21 protein-coding genes and 1 pseudogene are annotated in these 23,215 nt (G+C 69.1%); 10 read left to right on the top strand and 12 right to left on the bottom strand.

Features of this window, described 5'->3' with window-relative positions; genetic code table 11:
* Positions 1–697 (top strand): annotated as a pseudogene (locus tag VFA06_RS14000) (ROK family transcriptional regulator); the annotation flags it as partial.
* Positions 698–785: 88 nt separating this feature from the next.
* On the opposite strand, the gene VFA06_RS13995 reads toward VFA06_RS14000, so the two are convergent.
* A complete protein-coding gene (locus VFA06_RS13995; RefSeq protein WP_324840980.1) occupies positions 786–2,681 on the bottom strand; it encodes an anthranilate synthase family protein in 1,896 nt (631 codons plus the stop codon).
* 247 nt (positions 2,682–2,928) lie between these two features.
* Entirely contained in the window at positions 2,929–4,410 is a 1,482-nt protein-coding gene (locus tag VFA06_RS13990; RefSeq protein WP_324840979.1) for an MFS transporter, read from the bottom strand.
* Between the two features lie 175 nt (positions 4,411–4,585).
* Between VFA06_RS13990 and mgrA the strand changes: the two genes are divergently transcribed.
* From mgrA to VFA06_RS13970, 4 genes are all read left to right on the top strand, one after another.
* Entirely contained in the window at positions 4,586–5,620 is a 1,035-nt protein-coding gene (gene mgrA, locus VFA06_RS13985) for an L-glyceraldehyde 3-phosphate reductase (protein ID WP_324840978.1), read from the top strand.
* Between the two features lie 47 nt (positions 5,621–5,667).
* The gene (locus VFA06_RS13980; RefSeq protein ID WP_324840977.1) at positions 5,668–7,020 is read left to right on the top strand and encodes a class II 3-deoxy-7-phosphoheptulonate synthase; all 1,353 of its coding nucleotides are present in this window, start codon (positions 5,668–5,670) and stop codon (positions 7,018–7,020) included.
* Positions 7,017–8,054, top strand: a complete 1,038-nt coding sequence (locus VFA06_RS13975) for a GntG family PLP-dependent aldolase (protein ID WP_324840976.1) — start codon at positions 7,017–7,019, stop codon at positions 8,052–8,054. Before VFA06_RS13980 ends, VFA06_RS13975 begins: the two co-directional genes overlap by 4 nt.
* A 164-nt stretch (positions 8,055–8,218) precedes the next feature.
* Positions 8,219–8,968, top strand: a complete 750-nt coding sequence (locus VFA06_RS13970) for a hypothetical protein (protein WP_324840975.1) — start codon at positions 8,219–8,221, stop codon at positions 8,966–8,968.
* A 56-nt stretch (positions 8,969–9,024) separates the two neighbouring features.
* Here VFA06_RS13970 and VFA06_RS13965 read toward each other — a convergent pair whose 3' ends face one another.
* A complete protein-coding gene (locus VFA06_RS13965) occupies positions 9,025–9,447 on the bottom strand; it encodes a MerR family transcriptional regulator (RefSeq protein WP_349260179.1) in 423 nt (140 codons plus the stop codon).
* A 147-nt stretch (positions 9,448–9,594) separates the two neighbouring features.
* Here VFA06_RS13965 and VFA06_RS13960 point away from each other — a divergent pair, with 147 nt between their 5' ends.
* Positions 9,595–10,452: an oxidoreductase gene (locus tag VFA06_RS13960; RefSeq protein ID WP_324840973.1), complete on the top strand. Its 858-nt coding sequence runs from the start codon at positions 9,595–9,597 to the stop codon at positions 10,450–10,452.
* Positions 10,453–10,829: 377 nt separating this feature from the next.
* Here the strand turns inward: VFA06_RS13960 and VFA06_RS13955 are convergent, their stop codons facing one another.
* Positions 10,830–11,192, bottom strand: coding sequence for a hypothetical protein (locus tag VFA06_RS13955; RefSeq protein WP_324840972.1), 363 nt, complete (start codon positions 11,190–11,192; stop codon positions 10,830–10,832).
* Complete coding sequence (locus VFA06_RS13950) at positions 11,185–11,655, bottom strand: hypothetical protein (RefSeq protein WP_324840971.1); 471 nt, start codon at positions 11,653–11,655, stop codon at positions 11,185–11,187. The genes VFA06_RS13955 and VFA06_RS13950 overlap by 8 nt, the downstream gene beginning before the upstream one ends.
* 551 nt (positions 11,656–12,206) lie before the next feature.
* Between VFA06_RS13950 and VFA06_RS13945 the strand changes: the two genes are divergently transcribed.
* Complete coding sequence (locus VFA06_RS13945; protein WP_324840970.1) at positions 12,207–12,623, top strand: helix-turn-helix domain-containing protein; 417 nt, start codon at positions 12,207–12,209, stop codon at positions 12,621–12,623.
* Between the two features lie 444 nt (positions 12,624–13,067).
* Here the strand turns inward: VFA06_RS13945 and VFA06_RS13940 are convergent, their stop codons facing one another.
* Positions 13,068–14,558 (bottom strand): MFS transporter, encoded by a 1,491-nt coding sequence (locus VFA06_RS13940; RefSeq protein WP_324840969.1) that lies wholly within the window; start codon positions 14,556–14,558, stop codon positions 13,068–13,070.
* 180 nt (positions 14,559–14,738) lie between these two features.
* Between VFA06_RS13940 and VFA06_RS13935 the strand changes: the two genes are divergently transcribed.
* Complete coding sequence (locus tag VFA06_RS13935) at positions 14,739–15,536, top strand: TetR/AcrR family transcriptional regulator (protein ID WP_324840968.1); 798 nt, start codon at positions 14,739–14,741, stop codon at positions 15,534–15,536.
* Between the two features lie 82 nt (positions 15,537–15,618).
* Complete coding sequence (locus VFA06_RS13930; RefSeq protein ID WP_324840967.1) at positions 15,619–16,248, top strand: sulfite oxidase-like oxidoreductase; 630 nt, start codon at positions 15,619–15,621, stop codon at positions 16,246–16,248.
* 51 nt (positions 16,249–16,299) lie between these two features.
* Here VFA06_RS13930 and VFA06_RS13925 read toward each other — a convergent pair whose 3' ends face one another.
* On the bottom strand, positions 16,300–16,935 hold the full coding sequence (locus VFA06_RS13925; protein WP_324840966.1) for a DUF4230 domain-containing protein: 636 nt from the start codon (positions 16,933–16,935) through the stop codon (positions 16,300–16,302).
* Between the two features lie 136 nt (positions 16,936–17,071).
* On the opposite strand from VFA06_RS13925, the gene VFA06_RS13920 reads away from it, so the two are divergent.
* Positions 17,072–17,335 carry a hypothetical protein gene (locus tag VFA06_RS13920; protein WP_324840965.1) on the top strand — a complete coding sequence of 88 codons (264 nt, stop codon included), beginning with the start codon at positions 17,072–17,074 and terminating at the stop codon, positions 17,333–17,335.
* Positions 17,336–17,351: 16 nt separating this feature from the next.
* Here VFA06_RS13920 and VFA06_RS13915 read toward each other — a convergent pair whose 3' ends face one another.
* The 5 genes from VFA06_RS13915 to VFA06_RS13895 are packed head-to-tail and all read right to left on the bottom strand — an operon-like array spanning position 17,352 to position 23,180.
* Complete coding sequence (locus VFA06_RS13915) at positions 17,352–18,368, bottom strand: DUF6879 family protein (protein WP_324840964.1); 1,017 nt, start codon at positions 18,366–18,368, stop codon at positions 17,352–17,354.
* Between the two features lie 16 nt (positions 18,369–18,384).
* On the bottom strand, positions 18,385–19,443 hold the full coding sequence (locus tag VFA06_RS13910) for an SCO2521 family protein (RefSeq protein ID WP_324840963.1): 1,059 nt from the start codon (positions 19,441–19,443) through the stop codon (positions 18,385–18,387).
* Between the two features lie 2 nt (positions 19,444–19,445).
* On the bottom strand, positions 19,446–20,396 hold the full coding sequence (locus VFA06_RS13905) for an SCO2522 family protein (protein ID WP_324840962.1): 951 nt from the start codon (positions 20,394–20,396) through the stop codon (positions 19,446–19,448).
* 5 nt (positions 20,397–20,401) lie between these two features.
* Complete coding sequence (locus VFA06_RS13900; protein WP_324840961.1) at positions 20,402–21,316, bottom strand: SCO2523 family variant P-loop protein; 915 nt, start codon at positions 21,314–21,316, stop codon at positions 20,402–20,404.
* Between the two features lie 4 nt (positions 21,317–21,320).
* Positions 21,321–23,180, bottom strand: coding sequence for an SCO2524 family protein (locus VFA06_RS13895; RefSeq protein ID WP_324840960.1), 1,860 nt, complete (start codon positions 23,178–23,180; stop codon positions 21,321–21,323).
* Positions 23,181–23,215 lie beyond the last annotated feature (35 nt).

The following is a 23,215-nucleotide window of genomic DNA, read 5'->3' as shown; positions in this document are numbered from 1 at the left end:
GCACCGGGTCATCGGGCCGCAGGGCATCGATTCCTTCGGCCTGCTCTGGCTAGGCCCCGCAGGCGTCGGCGCGAGCCTGATCCTGGACGGCGTGCTGCGGCGCGGCGCTTCCGGCGGCGCCGGCGAGCTGGGTTTCCTCGCTGTTCCCGGCGCCGGTCCGCAGATCAGCCCGACCGACTGCACCGGCGGCCTGTACGACCTGGTCAGTCCGGCGGCGGTGGCGAGGCTCGCCGAGTCGCACGGCCTCGTCGGCGCCGGCAGCGCCAGTGGCGCCAGCGGCGTCGGCGGTCCGGACGAGGTTGAGGCAGTTTCGTGCGCTGAGTCCGTCACCGGCGGTGCGTCGACCGCCGCGCCGTCGACCGCCGAGCCGTCTCGCACCGACCAGTCCGCCGCCGACGCGTACTACAGCGTGGCCCCAGCGCACTTCGAGCACGCCGGCTTCCGCACCGAGCTGGCCGCCCGCATCGCGCTCGGCGCCGCCGCCTTCGCACTCGTCGTGGACCCGGGCGTGGTCGTGCTCACGGGCGACCTCGGCCGCTCCGGAGGCACGCTGCTGGCGAGCGCGGTCGAGGAGCGGATGGCCGCGGTATGCCCCGTACAGACCCGCATTCGGACGACGGCGGTGCCCGGCAATCCGATTCTCACCGGTGCCGTGGCCACCGCCCTCGACCGCGCTCGCGCCGCGCTGTGGCCCTGACAGCCAGCCTCGTCAGGCAGCCACATCCAGGCACCACATCCACGCAGCCACATCCAGGCAGCCCTGCCCAGGCGATCAGGCCCGATAGTCATGTCAGCAGTCTGGTGATCTCCCGCCGCAGAATACCCAGCCCGTCCTTGCTGAAGACGGATTCGGCATGGAACTGCACGCCGCCGTACCCCGGGCCGCGCATCGCGACGATTTCCCGCGAGCCCGGCAGCGTCGCGATCTCCAGCCCAGGCACCACTGCCTCGGGAGCCAGCGCGGCGAAGGAGTTGTAGAACCCGACCAGCTCGCGCCGGCCGAACAGATCCACCTCCACCTGCGTGCCCTGATTCGGTTCGGGCCGCCGGATCAGCCTGAAGCCCATCGCGGTGCACAGCAGCTGGTGGCCGAGGCACACGCCGAGCACCGGCTGTTCGCGCGCGAACAGCCGCTGAATCAGTACTCTGCCGACGCGCACCTTCGGCAGCGCGAAGTCGCTCGGATCGCCGGGGCCCGGGCCGAGGATGACGAGGTCGAAGCCGTCCAGGCCATCGCGCTCCTCGTATCCGGCGGTGCCGTCGACGGCTGCGAACGGCGTGCGGGTCACGGTCAACCCGAGCGCGCGCAGCTGCACGGCGAGCATCGAGGTGAAAGCGTCTTCGTTGTCGACAATCAGCACACTGCGACCGAGCAGCTTCGGGACCACGAACGCGTCCGGCGCGTGCTCCTGCAACCAGAACGGCGCCAGCACGTCGTTACGCGCGGCCAGCGTCGCCAGAACCAGCGGGTCATCAGCCCACTGCCGCAGACCGTCGTTCTCGTCGCCGGATCGTGTACGCGCACTCGTGTCCTGCGTTGGCCCGTCCTCGATGTGGTCGCCGGCCCGCGCGCCGACGCCGAACGCCCGCAGCACGCCCGCCGCCTTCGCCCGCGTCTCACACACCTCCTCGTACGGATCCGAGCCGCGCACCAGCGTCGCGCCGACCGGGATGCGCACCGAGCCGTCCGCGGGATCCAGATAAGCCACGCGCAGCAGCAGCGAAGCGTCCATCGACTGCCGACCGCGCTCGTCGACGCCGATCAGCGCCGCCACTCCGCCGTAGTAGCCGCGGCCTCCCGTCTCATGGCGCTGAATCACCCGGAAGGCGTTGCGGATGGGCGAGCCGGTGGCCGTCGGGGCGAACATCGTCTCGCGCAACACCTGGCGCACGTCCATCTCCGTACGTGCCCTGATGTAGTACTCGGTGTGCGCGAGATTGCGCATCTCCTTGAGGAACGGGCCGGTCACCCGGCCGTGCCCGCCGACCTGCGCGAGCATCTTCAGTTCCTCGTCGACGACCATCGCCAGCTCGTCGCGCTCCTTGGGATCGGCGAGGAAGCCGAGCACCTGCTGCGCGCTCGCCTCGGCCGGCGGCATGCGCAGCGTTCCGCTGATCGGGTTCATCACGGCGACGCCGTCGTGCACCGAGACGTGCCGCTCGGGTGTCGCGCCGACCATGACCAGGTCCCCGGTGTGCACCAGGAAGGTCCAGTAAGCCCCGCGTTCCTGCGTCAGCAGTTGGCGGAACGCGCCCAGCGCGGTCGCCGTCACGTCGTCGCAGTACCCGACGAAGGAGCGCCGCAGCACGAAGTTCGCGCCCTCGCCCCGCCCGATCTCCTCCTCCAGCACCGCCTTGACCTGGAGCGCGTACGCATCGTCGCAGACATCGAAGTCGCCGTCTCTGATCCGCGGCGGTGCCACCTCGGGAAGCTCCTCGGCCGCGAGCTCCGTGCGTTCGCGTACCAGCAGCGTCAGCAGCGGCGCCCCGTCGTCATGGCAGGCGTCGCCGCGCTCCCGCAACTGTCGATAGGGGACCAGCGCCAACTGCTGCGCGTCGGGCAGGTCGGCGAGCCGAGCGACGCTCGTCACCTTTCCGCGCAGCAGTTCGACCCGTTCGCGGCCCTCGCGGCGCAGCAGGGCGAACGGGGGAGTCAGATCGATCAGGGCGATGTCGTCCATGACCTCCGGCCTTTCGGTTAAGACCGGCGGCCGCTCAGTCGGACCGGGACGCCCGCTGGAAACAGCGAACCGGCCGCCTGATCGGCGGCCGGTTCGCGAGTCTTGGGAAGCGCGAGTCCTAGAAGTCCGCCGGAGAGGCGGACCACCACTGGTTGGATCGGTGTAGGACCCTGCGCGTCATGGCCATGACTGTAGCAGGGCTCACCCTCCCCGGGCAGTGCTCGTTGCCCATTCGGCCGAGCCTCGCCTACGACCTGCGCGGCAGCAGGAACGAGGTGGACACGATCACCACGGCGAGCGCGGCGCAGATCGCCGCGGCCACCGTCATCGCGGTGACGTAGGAGTGCATCGACGGCGCGGCGCCCAGAACGCTGAAGAACACGGTGCCCAGCACCGTCACGCCGGTCGCGTTGCCGAACTGCTGGACCGTGGTGAGCGCCCCGGCGGCCATGCCGGCCTGCGGCGCCGGTATGCGCAGCAGCACCGCGCCGATGATCGATGGCAGCGCGAGTCCGTTGCCGAACCCGACCACGATCATGCCGGGTATCAGCCATGCAGCCGACGTGTGGTCGCCGCGTACGGCGAGCGTCGCGACCGTCAGCAGCAGTCCGGTCAGGCTCACCGCCGCGCCTATCGTCACCACGCGGTGGCCGAAGCGGCGCGCGAGCCACGAGCTGACGGCGAACGAAACCCCGAGCGGCGTGAAGGCGAGACCCGCGCGCAGCGGGCTCAGGCCGAGTCCGTTCTGCAGCAGCAGCGTCAGGCAGAGCATGAATCCGGCGAAGAACGTCAGGTACAGGCCCGCGATGACCATGCCCGCGGCGAAGACGCGCTCTTTGAGCAGCTCCACGTTCAGCACCGGCGCGCCGCCGCGGCGCCCGAGCCGCGCCTCGTACCAGAGCACCGAGGCGGCCACGGGTATCGCCGCGCCCATCGAGATCCACGTCCACAGCGGCCAGTGCTCCGGCCGTCCCAGCGAGATCGGCACCAGGATGAGCGCGAGCGCCGTGCTGATCCCGATCGCGCCGACCGGGTCCAGCCTCGTCTCGCCGCGCCGCTGGTGCCCCGGCAGCCAGCGCGCCGCCAGTGCCGCCGCGGCCAGGCCGATCGGGACGTTGATGTAGAAGATCGTGCGCCAGCCCCAGCCGAAGAGGTTCGCGTCGAGCAGCACTCCGCCGAGCACCTGCCCGGCCACCGCGCCGACACCGATGACCCCGCCGAACGCGGCCATTGCCCGGGCCCGCTCGTGCGGCGGGAACATCACGTTGATCAGCGCCAGCACCTGCGGCACCATCGCGGCGGCCGTCGCGCCCTGCAGGATCCGCGCGGCCACCAGCAGCGCCGGGCTCCCGGCCAGTCCGCACAGCAGCGAGGCGGCGGTGAAGGCCATCATGCCGATGAGGAACAGCCGCCGGTGCCCGAACAGGTCGCCCAGGCGGCCGCCGGTGATCAGTCCGCTGGCGTAGGCGAAGCCGTAGCCGCCGACCACCAGCTCGATCCCGGACTCGGTCGCGCCCAAGTCGTGCTGCAGGGAGGGCGCGGCGACGTTGACCACGAAGTAGTCGAACATCGCCATGAACATGGCCGAGAGCAGGACGGGTAACGCTTTCCAGCGCCCCGGATCGGGTTCGAGCGGCTTGAGCGCGTCGATCGGACGCGCCGGGGCGCTCGAGGACTTCGCGACGCCCGACGGCTCGGCGACGCCGGAACGTTCGGTGACCAAAGACATGCTTACCCCTCCAGCAAGCACACTGCGAAGTCCGCGACCTGGGTAGCCGGCGACCCCGCAATGTTCGATGAACTTCGAACAAGTCTCGATCGTACGAGACTCATCGAACTACTGCAAGCGGGTTTCGCACGCCCTCGTAAGATCCCCGGTAATAGTCAACACCAAGGGACCGACAATGACTTCCCAGAGCTTCCCGACCGGTGTCCCCGCATATGTCCCGGCCCCGGAGCGGTATGACGGTATGCAGTACCGGCGCAGTGGACGCAGCGGCCTGAAGCTGCCCGCGATCTCGCTCGGGCTGTGGCACAACTTCGGCGACACCAAGCCGCGCGAGACCCAGCAGGCTGTGCTGCGCCGCGCCTTCGACCTCGGCGTCACCCATTTCGACCTGGCGAACAACTACGGCTCGCCGTACGGCTCGGCCGAGGCCAACTTCGGCGCCCTGTACGCCCAGGACTTCCGGCCGTACCGCGACGAGCTGGTCATCTCGACCAAGGCCGGCTACGACATGTGGCCCGGCCCCTACGGCGACTTCGGCTCGCGCAAATACCTGCTCGCCTCGCTGGACCAGTCCCTCAAGCGCATGGGCCTGGACTACGTCGACGTCTTCTACCACCACCGCCCCGACCCCGAGACGCCGCTCGAAGAGACCATGAGCGCGCTGGACCAGGCGGTACGCTCCGGAAAGGCCCTCTACGCCGCGATCTCCAACTACGACCCCGAGCGCACCCGCCAGGCCGCCGCGATCCTGCGCGACCTCGGCACGCCGTTGCTGATCCACCAGCCGCCGTATTCCATGCTGCGCCGCGGCGCCGTCGAGAACGGCCTGCTCGACGTGCTGGAAGAGGTCGGCGCGGGTTGCATCTGCTTCTCCCCGCTCGCCCAGGGCATCCTGACCGACCGGTACTTGGGCGGCGTCCCGGAGGGTTCGCGCGCCTCGGTCGGCCACTTCCTGCGCCCCGACGCTCTGACTGACGGTGTGATGGACCAGGTCAAGCGACTGAACGAACTCGCGGCCGGGCGCGGCCAGACTCTCGCACAGCTCGCCCTCGCCTGGGTGCTGCGCGATGCCCGAATGACCTCCGCGATCATCGGAGCTTCGTCAGTTACACAGCTGGAAACCAACGTCGCCGCCCTTAGCGCCCCCGCACTGACCCAGGACGAACTGGAGCAAATCGACCGCATCCTCACCGGCGATCCATCTCGCTAACCGAAACACCGCACGCCGTCCGATTAGCCGTCCCGTAGCCTTGAGGGGTGGATACGAACCGCACCGCGAACGCAGCCGCCGAAAGCTGGCGCGCCCTCCCGGCCAAGCAGCAGCCCCAGTGGCCGGACCCGGCCGCCGTACAGTCCGCCGCCGCCGAGCTGCGCTCGTATCCGCCCCTCGTCTTCGCCGGCGAATGCGACCTGCTCAAGGACCGCCTCGCCCAGGTCGCCCGCGGCGAGGCCTTCGTGCTGCAGGGCGGCGACTGCGCCGAGACCTTCGCCGGCGTGACCGCCGACGCCATCCGCAACAAGCTTAAGACGCTACTGCAGATGGCCGCGGTGCTCACCTACGCCGGCTCGGTCCCCGTGGTCAAGATCGGCCGCATCGCCGGCCAGTACGGCAAGCCGCGCTCTAAGGACACTGAGACCCGCGACGGGGTGACGCTGCCGGCCTACCGCGGCGACTCGGTCAACGGCTTCGACTTCACCGCCGAGTCCCGCGTTCCCGACCCGTGGCGCATGGTCCGCATGTACCACTCCTCCGCCGCGACGCTGAACCTCGTGCGCGCGTTCACCACCGGCGGGTACGCGGACCTGCACCAGGTGCACGCCTGGAACCGCGACTTCGTGGCCTCGTCCCCGTCCGGCAAACGCTACGAGCTGCTGGCGGCCGAGATCCAGCGCGCCCTCGACTTCATGCGCGCCTGCGGCGTCGACCCGGAGGAGACCCGCACCGTCGAGTTCTTCTCCTCGCACGAGGGCCTGCTGCTCGAATACGAAGCCGCACTCACCCGCACCGACTCGCGCACCGGCACGCTGTACAACACCTCCGGACACTTCGTCTGGATCGGCGAACGCACCCGTGATCTCGACGGCGCGCACGTGGAGTACTTCTCCACGATCCGCAACCCGATCGGAATCAAGCTCGGCCCGACCACGACGCCGGACGACGCCCTCACCTACCTGCGCCGGCTCAACCCGGACCGCGACCCCGGCCGGCTGAGCTTCATCATCCGCATGGGCGCCGGCGTGATCCGGGACAAGCTGCCCGCTCTGGTGGAGAAGGTCACCGCCGAGGGCCACCAGGTCGCCTGGATCTGCGACCCGATGCACGGCAACACCTTCGAGGCGCCAAGCGGCCACAAGACCCGCCGCTTCGACGACGTGCTCGACGAGGTCAAGGGCTTCTTCGAGGTGCACAGGTCGCTTGGCACCCACCCCGGCGGCATCCACGTGGAGCTGACCGGCGACGACGTGACCGAGTGCGTCGGCGGCGGCGACGAGATCGCGTTCGACGACCTGGCCACCAGGTACGAGTCGGCCTGCGACCCGCGCCTGAACCGGTCTCAGTCCCTTGATCTGGCCTTCCTGGTCGCCGAGATGTACCGGAGCGTCGCGTGACCGAACTCTCCGGCATAGCCGGCCGGCAGCCGGTGGTCGATCTTCGCAGCGACACCGTCACCAAACCCACCCCCGCCATGCGCGCCGCCATCCTCGACGCCGAGGTCGGCGACGACGTCTACGGTGAGGACCCGACCGTCGCAGCCCTCGAAGCCAAGGTCGCCGACCTGTTCGGCTTCGAGGCCGCGCTGTTCGTGCCCACCGGCGTCATGGCCAACCACATCGCGCTGCGCACGCTGCTGCGTCCGGGCTCGGAGCTGATCGCCGACGCGGACGCGCACATCCTCGCGCACGAGGACGCGGGCCTCGCCTGGCACGGCGGCATCCAGACCCGTACCACGCTCACCCCGGAAGGCCTGCTCTCTCCGGACGACGTCAGCAGGCTGATCCGTCCGCACTCGCCGCACACCCTCGGCACCACCGCGGTCGAACTGGAGAACACCCACAACCGCGGCGGCGGTTCCGTCTACTCGATCGAGCACCTGCGGGCCATCCGGGAGATCGCGGACGCGCACCGTATCTCAGTGCACATCGACGGCGCGCGTATCTGGAACGCTCATGTGGCGACCGGAACGCCGCTGCGCGAGTACGGAGCGGTCGCCGACACGATCTCGGTGTGCCTGTCCAAGGGCCTGGGTGCCCCGGTCGGCTCCGTCGCCCTGCTCGCGCCGGAGCGACGCGCCGAGGCGGTACTGATGCGCCATCGCCTCGGCGGCGGCTGGCGTCAGGCCGGTATCCTCGCCGCCGCGGGCATATACGCCCTCGATCATCACATCGCGCGCCTCGCCGAGGACCATGCGAACGCCCGGCTCCTCGCGGCGAGCCTGCAAAGCGCGGGCTTGTCCGCCCGCGCCCCGCAGACCAACATCGTGCTCGTAGACGTCCCCGACGCCCCGGCTGTCGCCGCCCGCGCCGCCGAGCAGAATGTGCGGGTGTCGGCATTCGGGCCCGCGTTGCTGCGATTGGTGACGCACTTGGACGTCACGGAGAAGGACTGTCTGCTCGCCGCCGAGGTGCTCGCTCGGGTCGCGTAGGCTTTCCCGAATCCGACAGGCCGTCATTTCCCAGATCCCCCAGCCCAGATGGTCCCGTACCGTCCGGGTTGGGGGTTTCGTGCTGTTGATAGAGCCCTGCGATGCGGATACCGTCGCCCTGCAACGATTCCGGCTAGCAGGCGCTTTGTCAGGGGGATGACCTTATGGGGCTTTTCGACAAGCTCTTCAACGACGACGAGAAAGAGAAGCAGGAGGCGGCCCGGCGTAAGGCGGCTGAGAAGTACGCCGAGGAGCACAACAACTCGCACGCTGAAGAGCACGACCACGCCCCGGCGAAGAAGACCGCGACGAAGAGCGCCGCGAAGGCGGCCGAGAAGCCTGTCGCGAAGAAGGCGCCCGCGAAGACGGTGCCCGCGAAGAAGACCGCCACCGTGCCGCGCCAGGTCGCCCCGCACCTCCATACTGCCGAGGCCCCGAACCACACGCACGCCGCCTCCTCGGCCGCCGCGGCGACCGCCGCGCACGACCAGGCGATGACGCTGCACATCCTCTCGCACATCCCGGACCACTCGCCGCGCGAGGACGACCCGCACTACCACCTGTTCGAGCAGGCCAAGGCGCGGCTCAAGCGCCAGAAGCTGTGGAAGTGCATCATCAACGACGACCTCTGCGACGGCGAGCCCGAGCTGCACCACAGCTACATCGAGTTCTCCCAGATCAACCAGGTGGACCCGAAGAAGATCGAGGAGGCGCTCGGCCTGCACTTCGACAACGACGAGGACTTCCAGGTCTGGGCCGAGTCGCCCGGCAACCTCGAAGTGCTCTGCGTCGCCCACCACCGCGCGCACTACGGCATCCACATGATCCCCGGCCCGCTCTGGGAGGCCGTGCGCTTCCACAAGAAGGGCACCGAGGCCGCCGCCGAGTTCCTCCCGGCCTCCGAAGCCAACTAGCTCAATAAGAATCGACGCGCATCGAGCGGTGTCCGGCCAAAGCCGGGCACCGCTCGTCAGTCGGCGACGATGCAGCTCTCCCCGGTGACGAGTGAGCCCTCGTATACCTCGATTTTCCCGCTGATCAGGCTGAGGCACTCGTGCAGCTGGGCGATCTGGTCGATGACGCGTTCCCGGTGCTCGCGCATGATGGCGAGCCGCGCCTGTTCGTTACCAGGACCCTGACGCACGAGCTCGGCGTACTGCCGGATGGCAGGCAGCGGCATTCCCGACGCGCGCAGCTTGATGCAGACCGCGAGCCAATCGATGTCGTACTCGCTGTAGACGCGTCGGCCGCCGGCCCCACGTCGCACCGGATCGGCCAGCACGCCTTCGCGCTCGTAAAACCGCAGCGCGTGCACGCTCAGCCCGGTCCGCTCCGCTACCTGCCCGATGCTCAGCCCCGTGCCAGCCGCCGCGCCCGCCGCATCTACGCCCATTCCGCTGCCCATCCGTCCCGCCACCTCCGCCGATCCTGCCCTCACCTGCGCCCTTGACCTAGAGTCGACTCTAGCTCATAGCATCCCGAGCATGATCCATCCGGTTCCCGGAAGCGGGATCCGCACGAGAGCACGGGGTTGTCACCTATGAGCATCTGGTTCATCACCGGCGCGTCCCGCGGCATCGGCGCGGCGATCGTCAGCGAAGCACTGAGCCGCGGCCACCGAGTCGCCGCCACCGCACGCGACGTCGAGGCGATACGCCGCGCCTTCCCTGAGGCGGAGGCGGACGGAAGCCTGCTGCCCCTGAGCGTCGATGTGACCGACGAGCAGAGCCTCACTAACGCCGTCGATGCGACGGTCGAGCGCTTCGGCCGCATCGACATCCTGGTCAACAACGCGGGCCGAGGTCTGCTCTCGGCGGTCGAGGAGGCGTCCGACAAGGCGGCGCGCGCGGTCTTCGACGTCAACGTCTTCGGAGTTCTCAACACGCTGCGAGCGGCGCTCCCGGTCCTACGCAAGCAGCGCAGCGGCCACGTCTTCAACATCAGCTCGGTCGGCGGCTTCACCATCGCGCCCGGCTGGGGCCTGTACGGTGCGACCAAGTTCGCCCTCGAAGGCATGTCGGAGGCCCTATACACCGAGCTCAAGCCGCTGGGCGTGCACGTGACGATCGTCGAGCCCGGAGGCTTCCGCACGGACTTCCTCGACGACTCGAGCCTGCACACCGAGCAGCCCACGATCGACGACTATCACCAGACCGCCGGCGCCACCCGCAACCACGTCGCGGCCGCGAACCACGCCCAGCGCGGCGACCCCGCCAAGCTCGCCGCGATCCTCGCCGACCTCGCCCAGGACGACGACCCGCCGCTGCGCATCCAGCTCGGCTCCGACTCGGTCCAGCGCGTCGAGGCCAAGCTGAACTTCATGCGCGCGGAACTGGAGCGTCTACGCACCCTGTCAGAGTCCACAGACCACGACGACGTCGCCGCGTCAGCCGCTTGAGACTCTGCCAACCACTCTGTCGCTCGCTCGTCACCGCCTGATGCAACAGTTCGCCGTGGGCGGCCCAGTGTCCGTTCGACGCTGGGTCGCCCAAAGCCGACTTGGTAACGGCTACGGCTGCCCACCCTCCCGCCTCCGTTCCGCTTCGCTCCACGGACTCAGGGCGCTGCCGCGCACGCGCTTCGCGCTGAACGCTGCGCGATCTCAGGGCTCCGCTTCGCTCCGCCTCACGCCTGCGGCTGGCCTGGTAACGCCTACGGCTACCCGCCCGCCCCTCCCACCCCAGACGCTCCGCGCCCTCGCTGACGCTCGGCCGCTCCGCTCGCAGAATGCGGCGCGTCGATTGTCCGCCCACCGTTCGCCCGTAACCTGGCTGATCAGCGTCTTCGCTTGTCCGTATGCTTCGGGTGGCCTGTGCCGGCCTGGGTGATCCACAACGTCTTCCGGTCGTCGTCGATCGCGTACCAGATGCGACCACCACCGGAGACTTCGTACTGCCACTGCTCGAGTTCGGCGCTGTCGACTTTGACGGTCTTCAGATCAAACTTGAGACGATGCTGGCGCGACAGGTCGTCTCGACTGCGCGGCGCCGCGGTAATGGCGACCCAGGCGCGATCAAGGTTTTCGGGAACCTGTGCTAATAGCTCGGACCACCCGACTGCAGCCTGTCGGTCAACCAGACGTACGATCCAGCCGGTCGGTCGCCGGGCCTCGTCGCCCTTCCCTAATTTCTCAGCCAAGACCTGCACCGCCGGGTCGCGGAACGTCAGTGGCGTCCTCGGTGGTGAACGGGCCCCTGAGCCGCCGAGCGAGCTCCGGATCCGAGTACACCTCCGCCGTGGACTTCCACTCGCGAAGTGCGCGCGCGAATGGCAGGAGCAGACCTGTCTCCGCGCCTGCCAGCAGGTGGTCGAGCAGTTCGGATACACATTCGAATCGGGCTTCTACCGGAAGCCACACGAGCCACGGCAACTCTTCGGCGAAGACCTCCTCGGCCAGTCGCCGATTGGTGCGTGCAATCAGTGCCAGCGACTTCGCCGCGAGGCTCAGCCCGTCCGCCATCGCCTGGAAACGCTCCGACCGCATAAGGACGAGGTTCTCGGCGTCGCGGCGCTCAAGGATGACGTCAGCATCATCCAGAGCGGGAAACACACTCGTCTGTTTGTTGATCAGGGTCGAGAAGGGAAATGTCCGAGTCGTCACGGACTCATGCTAGCATGACTTCGAAGGTAGTTCAGTTATCGATTGGCGCCAGTACGGTCTAAGGTCTGGTTCGCTCGCCAGCACCGGACGGGAGAGGCGAGGAATATTGCTTCCGCTAGGCGAGCGCTCAGGGAACCATGGCTCCGTGGACCCCGCGTCGACTCGGCGATCTAACCTCGTGTATCTCGCTCATGTTGCTGAGGTGCACCGAAGCGGACGACTTCCAACACGCCGTTGGGCGGAGCGTTTCTTGCCAACCATGTGCGCCGAGGTTGGGACGCAGTGGACTGGACGCCTCGACGTCAGCTGGCTGCTGCTCGAGCTGAACAAGGTCAAGGCTCAGCCCTGCGAATACATCGCGGAGAGCTACGAGCGCTGGCGTCTGTTAGGCCTTCCGATCTCGGTAGCGTTGACGGCAGGTATGACGCCCACGCCCGGGTCCCGGAAGATTCTCGGGCGACGCCCGAGTTTGCCGTGACGCTTCCGGCCTGCGCGGTTCGGACCCGTAGGCGCTTACCAAGCCAGCCAGGCGTTGGAGGAGCGGAGCCGATATGGATGAGCCTTCCGCGGAGCACCGTGAGGCGATTGACTCGCTGCGGTCGTTTGCTGCGGCCAGCAGCGAGCTGGTGTTGCGTAGCGCCGAGGGAGCTGAGACGAGCTTTCCTCAGCCGCTTCTGCGCTTGTTGTTGGCCGCGGCAGACGATGTGGCTGCCGGCCGAGCAGTGTTGGCCGCTGCTGCTGAAGTGGAGTTGACGCCCAATGAGGTGGGTGAGCTGTTGGGGTTGTCCCGACCGTTCGTGTCCAGACTGCTGGACGAGGGGGAGATCCCTTCCGAGCAGCTTCCCGACAGCAGTCACAGGCGCGTGAAGCCTTCCGATGTGTCGGCCTTCCAAGAACGGCGCGAGCGCAGATCCGAGGGTCGGCGACGGATCGCCGACATCGCCGTGACTGTCGGTTTACCGTACTGACTGCGAATAGCGCGGCATGATTTTTCTTGCTGAGACGCCTGTCGAGATTCGAAGCGACGATCCGGCGTGTAACGACAATCACCCAGGGCGAGCGGGCTCAGCAGTGGAGCGGCCGAGCGTCAGCGAGGGCGCGGAGCGTCTGGGGTGGGAGGGCGGGCAGCCGTAGGCGTTACCAGGCCAGCCGCAGGCGTTGTGGCGGAGCGAAGCGGAGCCTCAGGCAGCGCAGCGTTCAGCGCGAAGCGCGTGCGCGGCAGCGCCCGGAGTCCGTGGAGCGAAGCGGAACGGGGGCGGGAGGGTGGGCAGCCGTAGGCGTTACCAAGTCGGCTGCAGGCGTGAGGCGGACCGCAGCGGAGGCCTGAGCAGCGCAGTGGTCCCGGCTCTGTGGGGAGCCGGGACCGGGGGCGGGACGAGTCAGGGGCTGAGGGCTTGAGCCTGCGCCCTAGCTCAGTGCATCTCTACGTCCGTGCGGGGGAAGCGCGGCAGCAGGAAACCGAGCGGCAGGCAGAGCACCACGGCGATGCTCGCGAACCACAGCGTGCTCGAGGTGGCGCTGACGGACGTGTGGCCCGCGCTGAGCGAGTTGAAGTACAGCGTGCCGAACAGCGCCACGCCCAGTGAGCTGGCCAGCTGCTGGACCGCGTTGAGGACACCGCCGGCCGTGCCGGTCTCCGCGTCGTCGACCGCTGAGATGACCGTCGTGAAGTAGCAGGCGATCAGCAGGCCCATGCCGACTCCGCAGACCGCGTAGGACGGGGTGAGGTCCCACGTCGTGAGGCTCGTGCCTGCTTCCTTGACCGTCCATGCGACTGCTGCGATGCCCACCGCCATCGTCACCACGCCCGCGTGCAGGACCTTGCGGCCGAACTTCGGCGCCAGGACCGCCGCCGCCAGGCCCGTGCCGACCGCCGCGCCGAGGGAGAAGGGGAGACCGGTGAGGCCCGCGTGCAGGGACGTGTAGCCGAGCGCGAGCTGGATGTGCAGCATCAGCACCAGGAACAGCGCTCCCATGCCCGCGAAGAAGAACACTGCCAGGACCAGGCCGCCCGTGAACGCCCGCTTGGTGAACAGCGACGGCGTCACCAGCGGAGTGCGGCCCTGGCGCTGGCGGGCGCGCTGCTGGAGCCAGAACGCCGCGAAGACCGGGACCGCCGCCGCCATCATCACGAACATGTACGCGGGCCAGCCCTTGTCGCGGCCCTGGATCAGCGGGTAGACCAGCAGCAGCATCGCGATACCGGACAGCAGCATCCCGGCGACATCCAGGGTTGGCGCATCGGGGCCGTGCGGCTTGTCGCGAGGGATCACCCGCCACGCGCAGCCGAGGGACAGCAATCCGACCGGCACGTTGACCCAGAAGATGGAGCGCCACTCGGAGCCGAACAGGTTCGCCTGCACCAGCGCGCCGCCGACGATCGGGCCGAGGGTGGCTGCCAGGCCCATGACCGGGCCGAAGATGCTCATTGCCGCGCCGGCCTGGGCCGGCGGGAACACCGAGCGGATGATCGAGAGGCCCTGCGGCAGCATCACCGCCGCGGAGAGGCCCTGAAGCGCGCGGGCCGCGATCAGCAGCTGCGGGTCCGTGGCCGCCGAGCTGAGCGCGGAGAACGCCGTGAACGCGCCGATGCCGAGCAGGAACATGCGGCGGCGTCCGTACAGGTCGCCGAGCCGGCCGCCGGTGATCAGCGCGACCGCCATCGCGAGGGTGTAGCCGGCGATGACCCACTGCAGCTGGCTGCCCGAGGCGTGCAGGTCGCGGGCGATGGCGGGCGCGCCGACGTTGACGATGGTCGAGTCCAGCAGGTCCATGATGTCCGCGCCGAGCACGGTGAGCAGCACGAGCCACTGGAGTCTGCTCGGTTTGAAGTCGGGCGGCGCGCCGGGCTCACCCGGCTGGTCGGCGGTGTTCTCGGTGGATTGATCGACGGTGGCGGGCATGGTTTCCTCCCCGTGACGAACGGTGTTTGCATCTTATGAACACCGTTCTAGAGCGGAACACTGTTCGTGTCAAGTACGCCGTTCGTAGATTGCGTACAGTGTTCGTCCAGGCGTAGGGTGAGAGCGAATGCCGGGCCCGGAGGGTCCTGGAGAAGTCGCCCTGGGAAGACAGGAGCTCGGATGACCGTGGCGCGAGCGCGTGACAGCCGGTCCTCGGCGGACGTACCGACGCCGCCGTGGGCTCCCCAGCCGCGCGGCGGTCGGGCCGGGCGTTCCGCGGACAAGCCGCAGCTCAGCCGCGAGGCGATCGTCGAGGCCGCGGTCCGGATCATCGACGCCGAGGGCGTCGACGCGCTCTCGATGCGCCGCGTGGCCCAGGAGTTCGGCACCGGCGCCGCGTCCCTCTACGCCTACGTCGCCAACAAGGACGAGTTGATGGAACTGCTCGTCGACTGGGTGATGGGCCAGGTCGTGGACCGCTGGGACGGCCCCGAGCCGACCGCGCAGAACTGGCGGGACCTGGTCAAGCAGAGCGTGCGGCTCTCCCGCGACGTCCTGGTCGAGCACCGCGACCTGGCCAAGGTCTTCATCGGGCGGGTCCCGTTCGGCCAGAACGGACTGCACGCGGTGGAGCTGCAGCTCTCGATCCTGCGGGCCGGAGGGCTGCCCGACAACATCGCCGCCTACGCCGGCGACCTGCTCGGCCGCTACCTGGTCGCCGAGGCGATCGAGGAGCACATGTGGCGCTCCCGCTTCCCGGACGTCAGCAGCTCGGAGCTGAGCGAGGCGATGGGCGGGATCCGCGACTACCTGCAGTCCCTGCCCGTCGAGCACTTCCCGAACCTGGTGGAGCTCGCCGGACCGATGATGTACCAGGAGAACGAAGGGCTCGACCGCTTCGAGCTCGGTCTCGAGGTCATCATGCGCGGGCTGGAGTCTTTTGTGGATAGCAAGGATTCGCCTGACAACGTGCGTTAACCAGGGCGATTGCGGTTACCGCCGAGTCGCGCGGTCCTAGTGCGGTACAGAGCATGCCTGTGGATCTGGGACGATAGACGTCATGGGTCTGAGTGGCATCGACGCGCGCCGGCCGCGCGGCGAGGGTCCCGCGGACGATTCGGGGCGGATCCCTCCAGGGCAGCGCGCGCAGGCCAGCTGGCCGGTGCTGCATTACGGGCCGGTGCCCCGGTTCAAGCCGGAGCGCTGGGACTTTCAGGTGTACGGCGCGACCGCCGACGGGTCGAAGCGGGCGTGGGATTACGCGGCGTTCCAGGAGCTGCCGACCGACCGCGTCGAAGCCGACTTGCACTGCGTCACCAAGTTCACCTTGCTCGACAACGTGTGGTCCGGGGTGCTTGCCAGGACGCTGATCGAACTCGCCCCGCCCGCGCCGGATGCGACGCACGCGATGGTGTGGGCAGAGTATGGGTACTCAGCCAACCTGCGCATCGACGATCTGCTGCGCGACACCAGCATCCTGGCAACGCACCGCAACGGCGAGGAGCTGACGCCCGAGCACGGCTTCCCGCTGCGCCTGGTCGTGCCGCATCTGTACGCGTGGAAGGGCCCGAAGTGGGTCCGCGCCATCGAGTACCTCGTCGCCGACCGGCGCGGGTTCTGGGAGGAGCGCGGCTACCACAACGTCGGGGACCCCTGGCAGGAGCAGCGGTACTCCTACCAGGAGGACTGACGACGAGAACCCGGGCGCGGCGCGCAGCCCGGGAGCCGGGCGGAGTGGCGGTCAGACGAAGGTGACCGTCACCGTCTTGAAGCCGAGTGACTGCAACAGGCTGACCAGCATGCTGCGGGTGTTGCGCTCGGCGTCGGCCTTCACCTCGCTGGAGGTCGCGGCCTGCTCGATCTTCTTCTGCGCCAGCTCGTAGACGGCCTGCTGGCTGTTCGGATTCCCGCTCAGGAACGAGTTGAGCCGGGTGAACAGGCCCTGCTGCTGAGCGAAGACATAGGACTGCTTCACGTCCAGCACGGCCGGGTCCAGCTGCGCGTGCGGGAGCGTGAGCGTGGCGGTGAGCCGGTCGGCGGAGACCTGCACCGCGTCGCCCTTCAGATGGGAGAAGTCCACGTACGCGTTGTCCGAGCCGACGCCGATGAACATGGTGTCGCTGCCCTCGAGGAAGCTCGGCAGTATGCCGGACGAACTAATGTCGACCACCACTTGGAAGTTGCCGCTGGCGGCCTCGTACTTGGACAGGTCCACGATCGACTTGAGCACGACCGGCTGGCTGCGCTCGGTCGTCGTCTCACCGAACGGGTTGCGTAACTGAGGGAACAGATGCACTGCGGAGCCGATGAGGTAGAGGACGAACAGGGCGACTACGGACGCTGCGGTGCCCAGTATTCGCTTGCGCCACTTGCCCATCGTGATCGCCTTCCAGTTCGGTTTGCGGGTAGCCCGGCCAAGGTACTGTGTTAGCAGACCGCGTCATTGCTAAACGTTGAGCCGTTGTTGAACCGGGTCACCGGACCCGACCGTCGTCGAACGAGGAGGCCGGCGGGTGGTCTACTCGCGACCGCCGTGGAGAAGGCGTCGCCGCGACGCGGGCAACGGAGCCGCGCCCCGGCCGCTCGGCTGCCTGTGGCCGATCTTCTGGCTGATCCTGATCATCGTGATACTCGGGCTGCTGTTCGGCGGCTATCGGAAGGGCACGAAGGTCAGCGCGCCACAGCCGGCGCATCGTTCGTCGCCGTACTCGGTCGCGCTCGCGGCGTGGTCTTCGCCACCGGACACCGGCGTCTTCGGGCCGGCCGCGGGAGCGTGAGCAGAGCGGGCCGCGCTCAGTCGAACTGCTGGTCGGGATCGGCGCAGGGCAGCGCCGCGTCCCAGATCTCCGCGAACTGCCGGACCCGCTTGGCGACCAGCATCCGGTTGAGCGCCAGGTGGGTGGAGGAGATCACCGGGCGCGCGTTGCCCGGCGCCAGCGAGGCGACCACCTCGTAGCTGATCTCGTTGTCGAACAGGATGAAGTCGTCCAGCTTGTTGTGCAGGCCGACCGACACCATGTCAGGGACCAGATAGCGGATCTCGAAGCCGAGCCTGCGCTGGCGCTCGCACATCGCCTGGTAGGTCAGGTCCTCGGTGATCTTCGCGTCCTCCAGGATGAACACCCGGCGGATCGTCACGCCGCGACGCACCGCCTCGGCCTGCAGCTCCAGATAGTGCAGACCCAGGTCGCTCTCCCAGAAGCCGCCGCTGAACCGCATCCGGCCGCCGGCGTCGGTGGTGGTCAGGCTGGTGGCGTCCAGGGTGCGCGTGCAGGCCCGGGTCAGCGTGAGCAGCCAGTCGCGGTCCTCGCCGTCGTAGGTGCCCTCGCCGGCCCGCAGCTGGTGCAGCAGAAGGTTGAATCGCTGCGCCTCGGCCTGGATGAAGGCGTTGGCCAGGGGAGAGGAGCGGTGTTCGAAGGCGTACGCGTTCTGCACCACCTTGACCAGCTCCGCCGCCCTGGTGTGATCCAGCGGTTGCAGCCCGAAGGCCTCCGGCACGGTGGTCAGCTGGGCGAAGCGCCGGTCCACGTCGGCCCGCATCTGCGTCGCCGCGGTCTCCAGCACGGCGCCGGCCTGGTCGAGCGCGTCGTCGGTGCGGCGTTCAAGCCGCTGCAGCCGCTGCGCGACGCCGTGCAGGAAGTCCCCGGTGACCGAGGCCGCGGCGACCGCCACCGCGATCGCCGCCACCGAGGCGGCGTCGGTGTCCCCGGCGGCGAGCGTGGCGGCGACGGCGACCGCGCTGAAGCCGACCGCGAGCAGGAGGCGGCGTGCCAGTGTCCTGATCGAGCCCTGGTATTGGTCCCGGTCCACCGGCAGCCCCTCCTTGTCAGAACTCGATTTTACTCCCGATCTCGCCGGAAGTGTCCGGTGCGGACAGGTTCGCCAACAGTTGCAGAGTATGCAACGCCAACTGGTCTCGTACCCGGCTGACGGCCGCTTCCCACTGCCGGGTGAAACCCGGCCGCCGCTCGAAGCCCTCCCAGACCGCGGACAGTTCGTCCGCCACCCGCGCCCCGGGCATCCACAGCGGCAGCAGGTGGTCGATCGCCGGGCTGAGTTCCGCCGTCGTGCGCCGGCGGTCGCCCGACCCCGGATCGGCGCGCTCGATCCGGCGGGTCAGCGTGGTCAGCACCCAGTCGTGCAGCGCGAGGTCGCGGCACAGTTCCAGGATCGCGCCCAGATCCACCGCGCCGCCGGGCGTGGCGGGCGGGCGTGGGATGCGCAGGCTCAGTGCTCTGACGGTGTCGTCGACGAGCTCGAACTGGGCGGAGGGCTCGGCCGTGTCGTCGTCGAGCCCGTAGCGCGCGGCCCAGCGCAGCCGGGTCCACTGGAATCGCAGCGGCTGGTGGCCGTCGAGCACCGCGGAACTTTGCAGCCTGCGGGCCAGCCGCTCGCTGACCGAGCCGAGGTCGAGGCAGCCGGGCTCCTGATCGAGCGCCAGGTAACCCGCGGCCAGGTCGGCCAGGCCGGCTCTGGCGATGGTCTCGATGCGCCCGGGGCGCGCGGTGTAATGCGACCACGGCAGCCGCCGTTGCGATCCGTGCGAGGCGATCGTGGTGTAACTGGAGGTCTGCAACACCCGGCCGCCGACTATCACGGCGTGGGTCAGGATCGTGCCGACCGCGCGCATGCGGCCGCCGGACTTGGTGGCGATCTGGCAGTCCACGCCGTTGACCACGTCGGGGGACAGTGCGTGCGCGATCGGCCGCTCGGACCTGCGCACCGGCTCCCCGGGCAGCAGATTGAGCAGTTCGGCCACGGCGCCGTGCGGCAGCGTGCGGCTGTTGCGCAGCAGCCCGGTACGGATTTCCCCCACGGCGAGTCCGGGCTCCGGTCCGCCGGGCAGCGCGGCCGGAGGCTGGTCGGGCAGCACCTCGGTACGCATGTTCAGAAGTCTGTCATGAACACGTACGCGATGCGGCCGGTCACCTCCGGCGGCACCGGCACGCCCTCGCCGCCGGCCCGCTGGGCCACCCGCTCCATGACCTCGCGGTCCTGGCCGACCTGATTGAGGATCACCCGCACCGCGTGCTCGATCGGCAGGAAGCGGTCGTCGAGCAGGGACAGCGTGCGGTAGCCGTGGAAGGAGGAGGCCCGGGGGTTGAGCTGCACCACCGGCGGCATCGCGATCCATTCATCCGGCAGGTCCAGCGGCAGCGGGCGCGGCTGGATCACGGTCCTGCCGTGGTCGCGCAGCAGGCCCAGGCGCAGCAGCTGCCACACCGCCGCCAGCATCGGGCAGGACCAGCGGCGCGTGCCGTCATGCTCGTCCCACAGCTCCACGTCCAGGAAGATCGAGTGATTGCGGGCCTCGGCCTCCATGGGCGGCTGCCAGGACCTCGGGTGCAGCGCGGCGGCGGGCATGCTCGGCGTGCGCTGGCCGTTCGACAGCCAGCCGCTCTCGGCGGTGGGCGGCCGCGAGCCGTCGGTGCCCTGCACCGGCACGGACACCAGCCGACCGGCCACAAGCGCGGCCAGTTCCACCCCGTCGGCGACGGCGCAACCCGACTCGCGGGCCAGATAGTCGATCGTCAGGTTCTCGTCGCGCGCCGCCTCAAGCAACTCAGGGATCAGCTTGCCGGGCGGCACCAGGTCGCTGAAGTAGTCGTCCACGAGGAAACACGTGCTGATGCGCGGGCGCGGCGTGGGATGCCGCTCGGTGAAGGCCGCCATGGCGGTGCGATACCAGGGCGCGATGTGCCTTATCCGCTTGCGCAGGTGACCAAGGCCCAGCTTGAAGTCCTCCATGTAGAGGTGGTCCAGCTCGATCGACAGGTGCGAGTACGCCACGTCCTGGGTACGCCGCTGCGCTGCGACCTCGTGGAAGCTGGTGTCCATGGGTGTCACGAACCTTCCCACAAACGCTGATCGGTGACGATCTTCACCAGCTCCTCGAACGCGTCGACCGTGGCCTGGTTCGCGATCTCCGTGACGTGCACGTCCCGGTTGAGGATCAGCTGCTCGCGCCACTGGAGCACCGGGTCGAGCGGGACCGTGCCGATGCGCAGCGCCCTGCCTAGCTCGAGCTTCGCGGCCGTGCGCTCCAGATCCTTGTCCACCTCGGCCAGCCACGTCTGCTGCGAGCTGCGCAGCCCGGCCACATCGGGGCCGTGCGGGTCGATCACGGCGGTGCGCACGAAGCGGATCATCGAGCGCATCTCCTCCTCGTTGTGCCCGGTGCTCTTGCCGGACTCAAGGAGGCCGTGCTCGCCGTATACCAGGCTGTTGGCCGCGATGACGTGCTGCCGGGTCCACTTGTGGAAGACCAGCCAGCGCGTCGGGACGCTGCGCAGCGCCGGCCGCGCGGTGGCCTGGAGCACCAGCTCGACCGCGAACGAGCGGCCCGCGCTCAGGTCCACCACGCACAGGTCGAACTCCTCGTCGAGGCGCACGAGCAGATCGACGCAGCGGTTGACGATCGCCCGGTCGATGTCGAACTCGGCGCCGCCGTGGCTGCCGGGCAGCAGGATGAGCGAGCCGTCGCCCGGCCTGCGGCGCAGGTACTCGTGGCTGGAGTCTTCCCACACGTCGATGCGGCGGGCGGCCGGAGCCAGCCCGCGCAGGTAGTCGTGCAGTCCGTCACCGCGCACTCCGCGCCTGGCGTCTTCGAGGTCGAAGATCGAGCCGATGGTCGGCGAGCCGAAGTCGAAATCCAGATAGCAGGTGTGGTTACCGCGCAGCGCCGAGCGATAAGCCAGATTGGTGCTGGTCACCGAGCGCCCGGTGCCGCCCTTGTCGGAGACGGAGAACACGAGCATCGGATCACAGCCCCTGACCGGCGACGTCCTGGCGGGCCAGCGCGTTCTTGTCCAGCTGGGTGACCGCCGCGACGCACAGCGCGATGGCGGTGGACGGCTGGTCCTCGATCAGATCGCGGGCCCGCTGCAGGGAGTCGCGGATCTCCATCAGGCTGCTCTGCAGCCCGGAGTTGAGCGAAGGGGTCGTCATCATCTGCTGGTTGAGAAGGTACTCGGCCTCGCTGACCATCGCGGTCGCGGTGCTGGACAGGATCGGCGCCCGGGTCTGCCGGCGCACCAGCGTGTCGGCCGAGGTCACCAGCGCGTCGACCACGCTGGCCGTGAAGCTCCACGACGGCTTGACCGCCTCCTCGGCCGGCCGGCCGAAGAGGCGGGCCGGGTTGTCCCACAGCCCGCGCGCGTCCGGGTCGCTGATCTGGCGGCGGGTCAGGTGGTTCCAGATCTCCGTCGACAGCCCCAGCATCCGGTCGCGCACCTCGGCGTTGCCGGTCAGGCTCGCCAGCTGGGTGCTGCGCTTGAGCAGCAGCGGGGCGAAGTCCGGGATGCGCAGCGCCATGGTCGGCCCGAGCTTCTCGGAGCCGTCGAGGGCGTTGAGCAGGCCGGGCGAGTGCATCGCGACCGCCGGGTCGTCGCGCAGATGGCGGCGGGTGATGCGGACCCGGTTGGCCAGCTCGCCGAGCAGCGGCTCGACCCGGCGCACGGTGTCCTCGGTGCCGGACCGGTCGCGCAGGTCCCGGATCAGCACCGCGCAGATCAGCAGGCTGAAGTAGTCGGACTCCACGCCGTCGGGGGTGACCCACGGCAGGTCCTCCACCGGCCAGCGCCCGCCTCCGGTCGGATCGAACCGGGCCAGCCGCGAGTAGTACAGCTGCACCAGGTTGCGCCGGGTGTCCAGGTTGTTGGCGAGGCGCTCCTGCTGCGGGTTGAGCAGGCCGAGCACGCGAGTACGCTCGCTGATGAGCTGGTCGATGGAGTCGAGCGCCACCAGCGTGTGGTACAGATACGGGGCGGACAGCGCCACCCCGTCCTGCTGCACGCCGATCTCGGTGCCCGGCACGTCCAGCACGATCTTCGGCGCGTCAGACGCGATGCCCCAGGTCCAGCCCACCTCGAACAGCAGGTTCGGGTTGTCCAGCTCCTCGGCCCTGGCCACGCCCATCCGCGCCTCGGACAGCCGGCTGCGCACCGATCGCATGCGCTCGTTGAAGTGTTCGATGATGCGGCGCTGGGCCACCTTCTCCTGATTGAGGTGCTCGATCAGGGTGCGGCCCTCGCGCGAGTCGGGTTCCAGGGTGTTGATGGTGAACCCGCGCAGCATGCCCACCAGCGCGGCGGTCAGCCGGGTGCTGGTGCGCTCCCGGATGTCGATCACCCGGTTGCGCCACTGGCCCTTGGTGGTGGGCGCGTTCGCGTACACGTCGAGGAAGCCGAGCGCGGAGAGGCACAGCGAGACCGAGGACGCGTACGACAGCAGGATGTGGGTGTCGTGCTGTGCCTCGGTGAGCTGGTCGTTCGGGTCCAGCGGCACGCAGTAGCTGCCGCCGCCGAACAGGGGCGACCCGTCCGAAGCGGTGTACTTCTCCAGATACTGTTCCAGTGCGAGGACGAGGGTCCGGGGGACCTGGACGCTGTCGCCGAACGGGCGCAGCGACTGCAGCACGTCCTCGGCCGTGTCGTCGGGCAGCTCTACTCGCAGAACCGTGATCCCGGTGGCCGGCCGCAGGAAGCACAGCAGCTGCTCCGCGTCCGTGATCGAATTCGCCTCGCGCTGGCCGCCCCAGCGCCACTTGCGGTCGCGCATGGTGTACTCCGCGGCCGACCGCCAGATCTCCAGCAGCTGCCGGCGGGGCTGAATGTTGTCCATGCCTGGCATAGGCCCTGCCCTCCCGTTTGCCTCTC

The organism is Actinocrinis sp. (assembly GCF_035653575.1).
GTDB lineage: Bacteria > Actinomycetota > Actinomycetes > Streptomycetales > Catenulisporaceae > Actinocrinis.
Note: the sequence above shows the minus strand (reverse complement) of the source record. Positions and strands in the feature narration are given on the sequence as shown.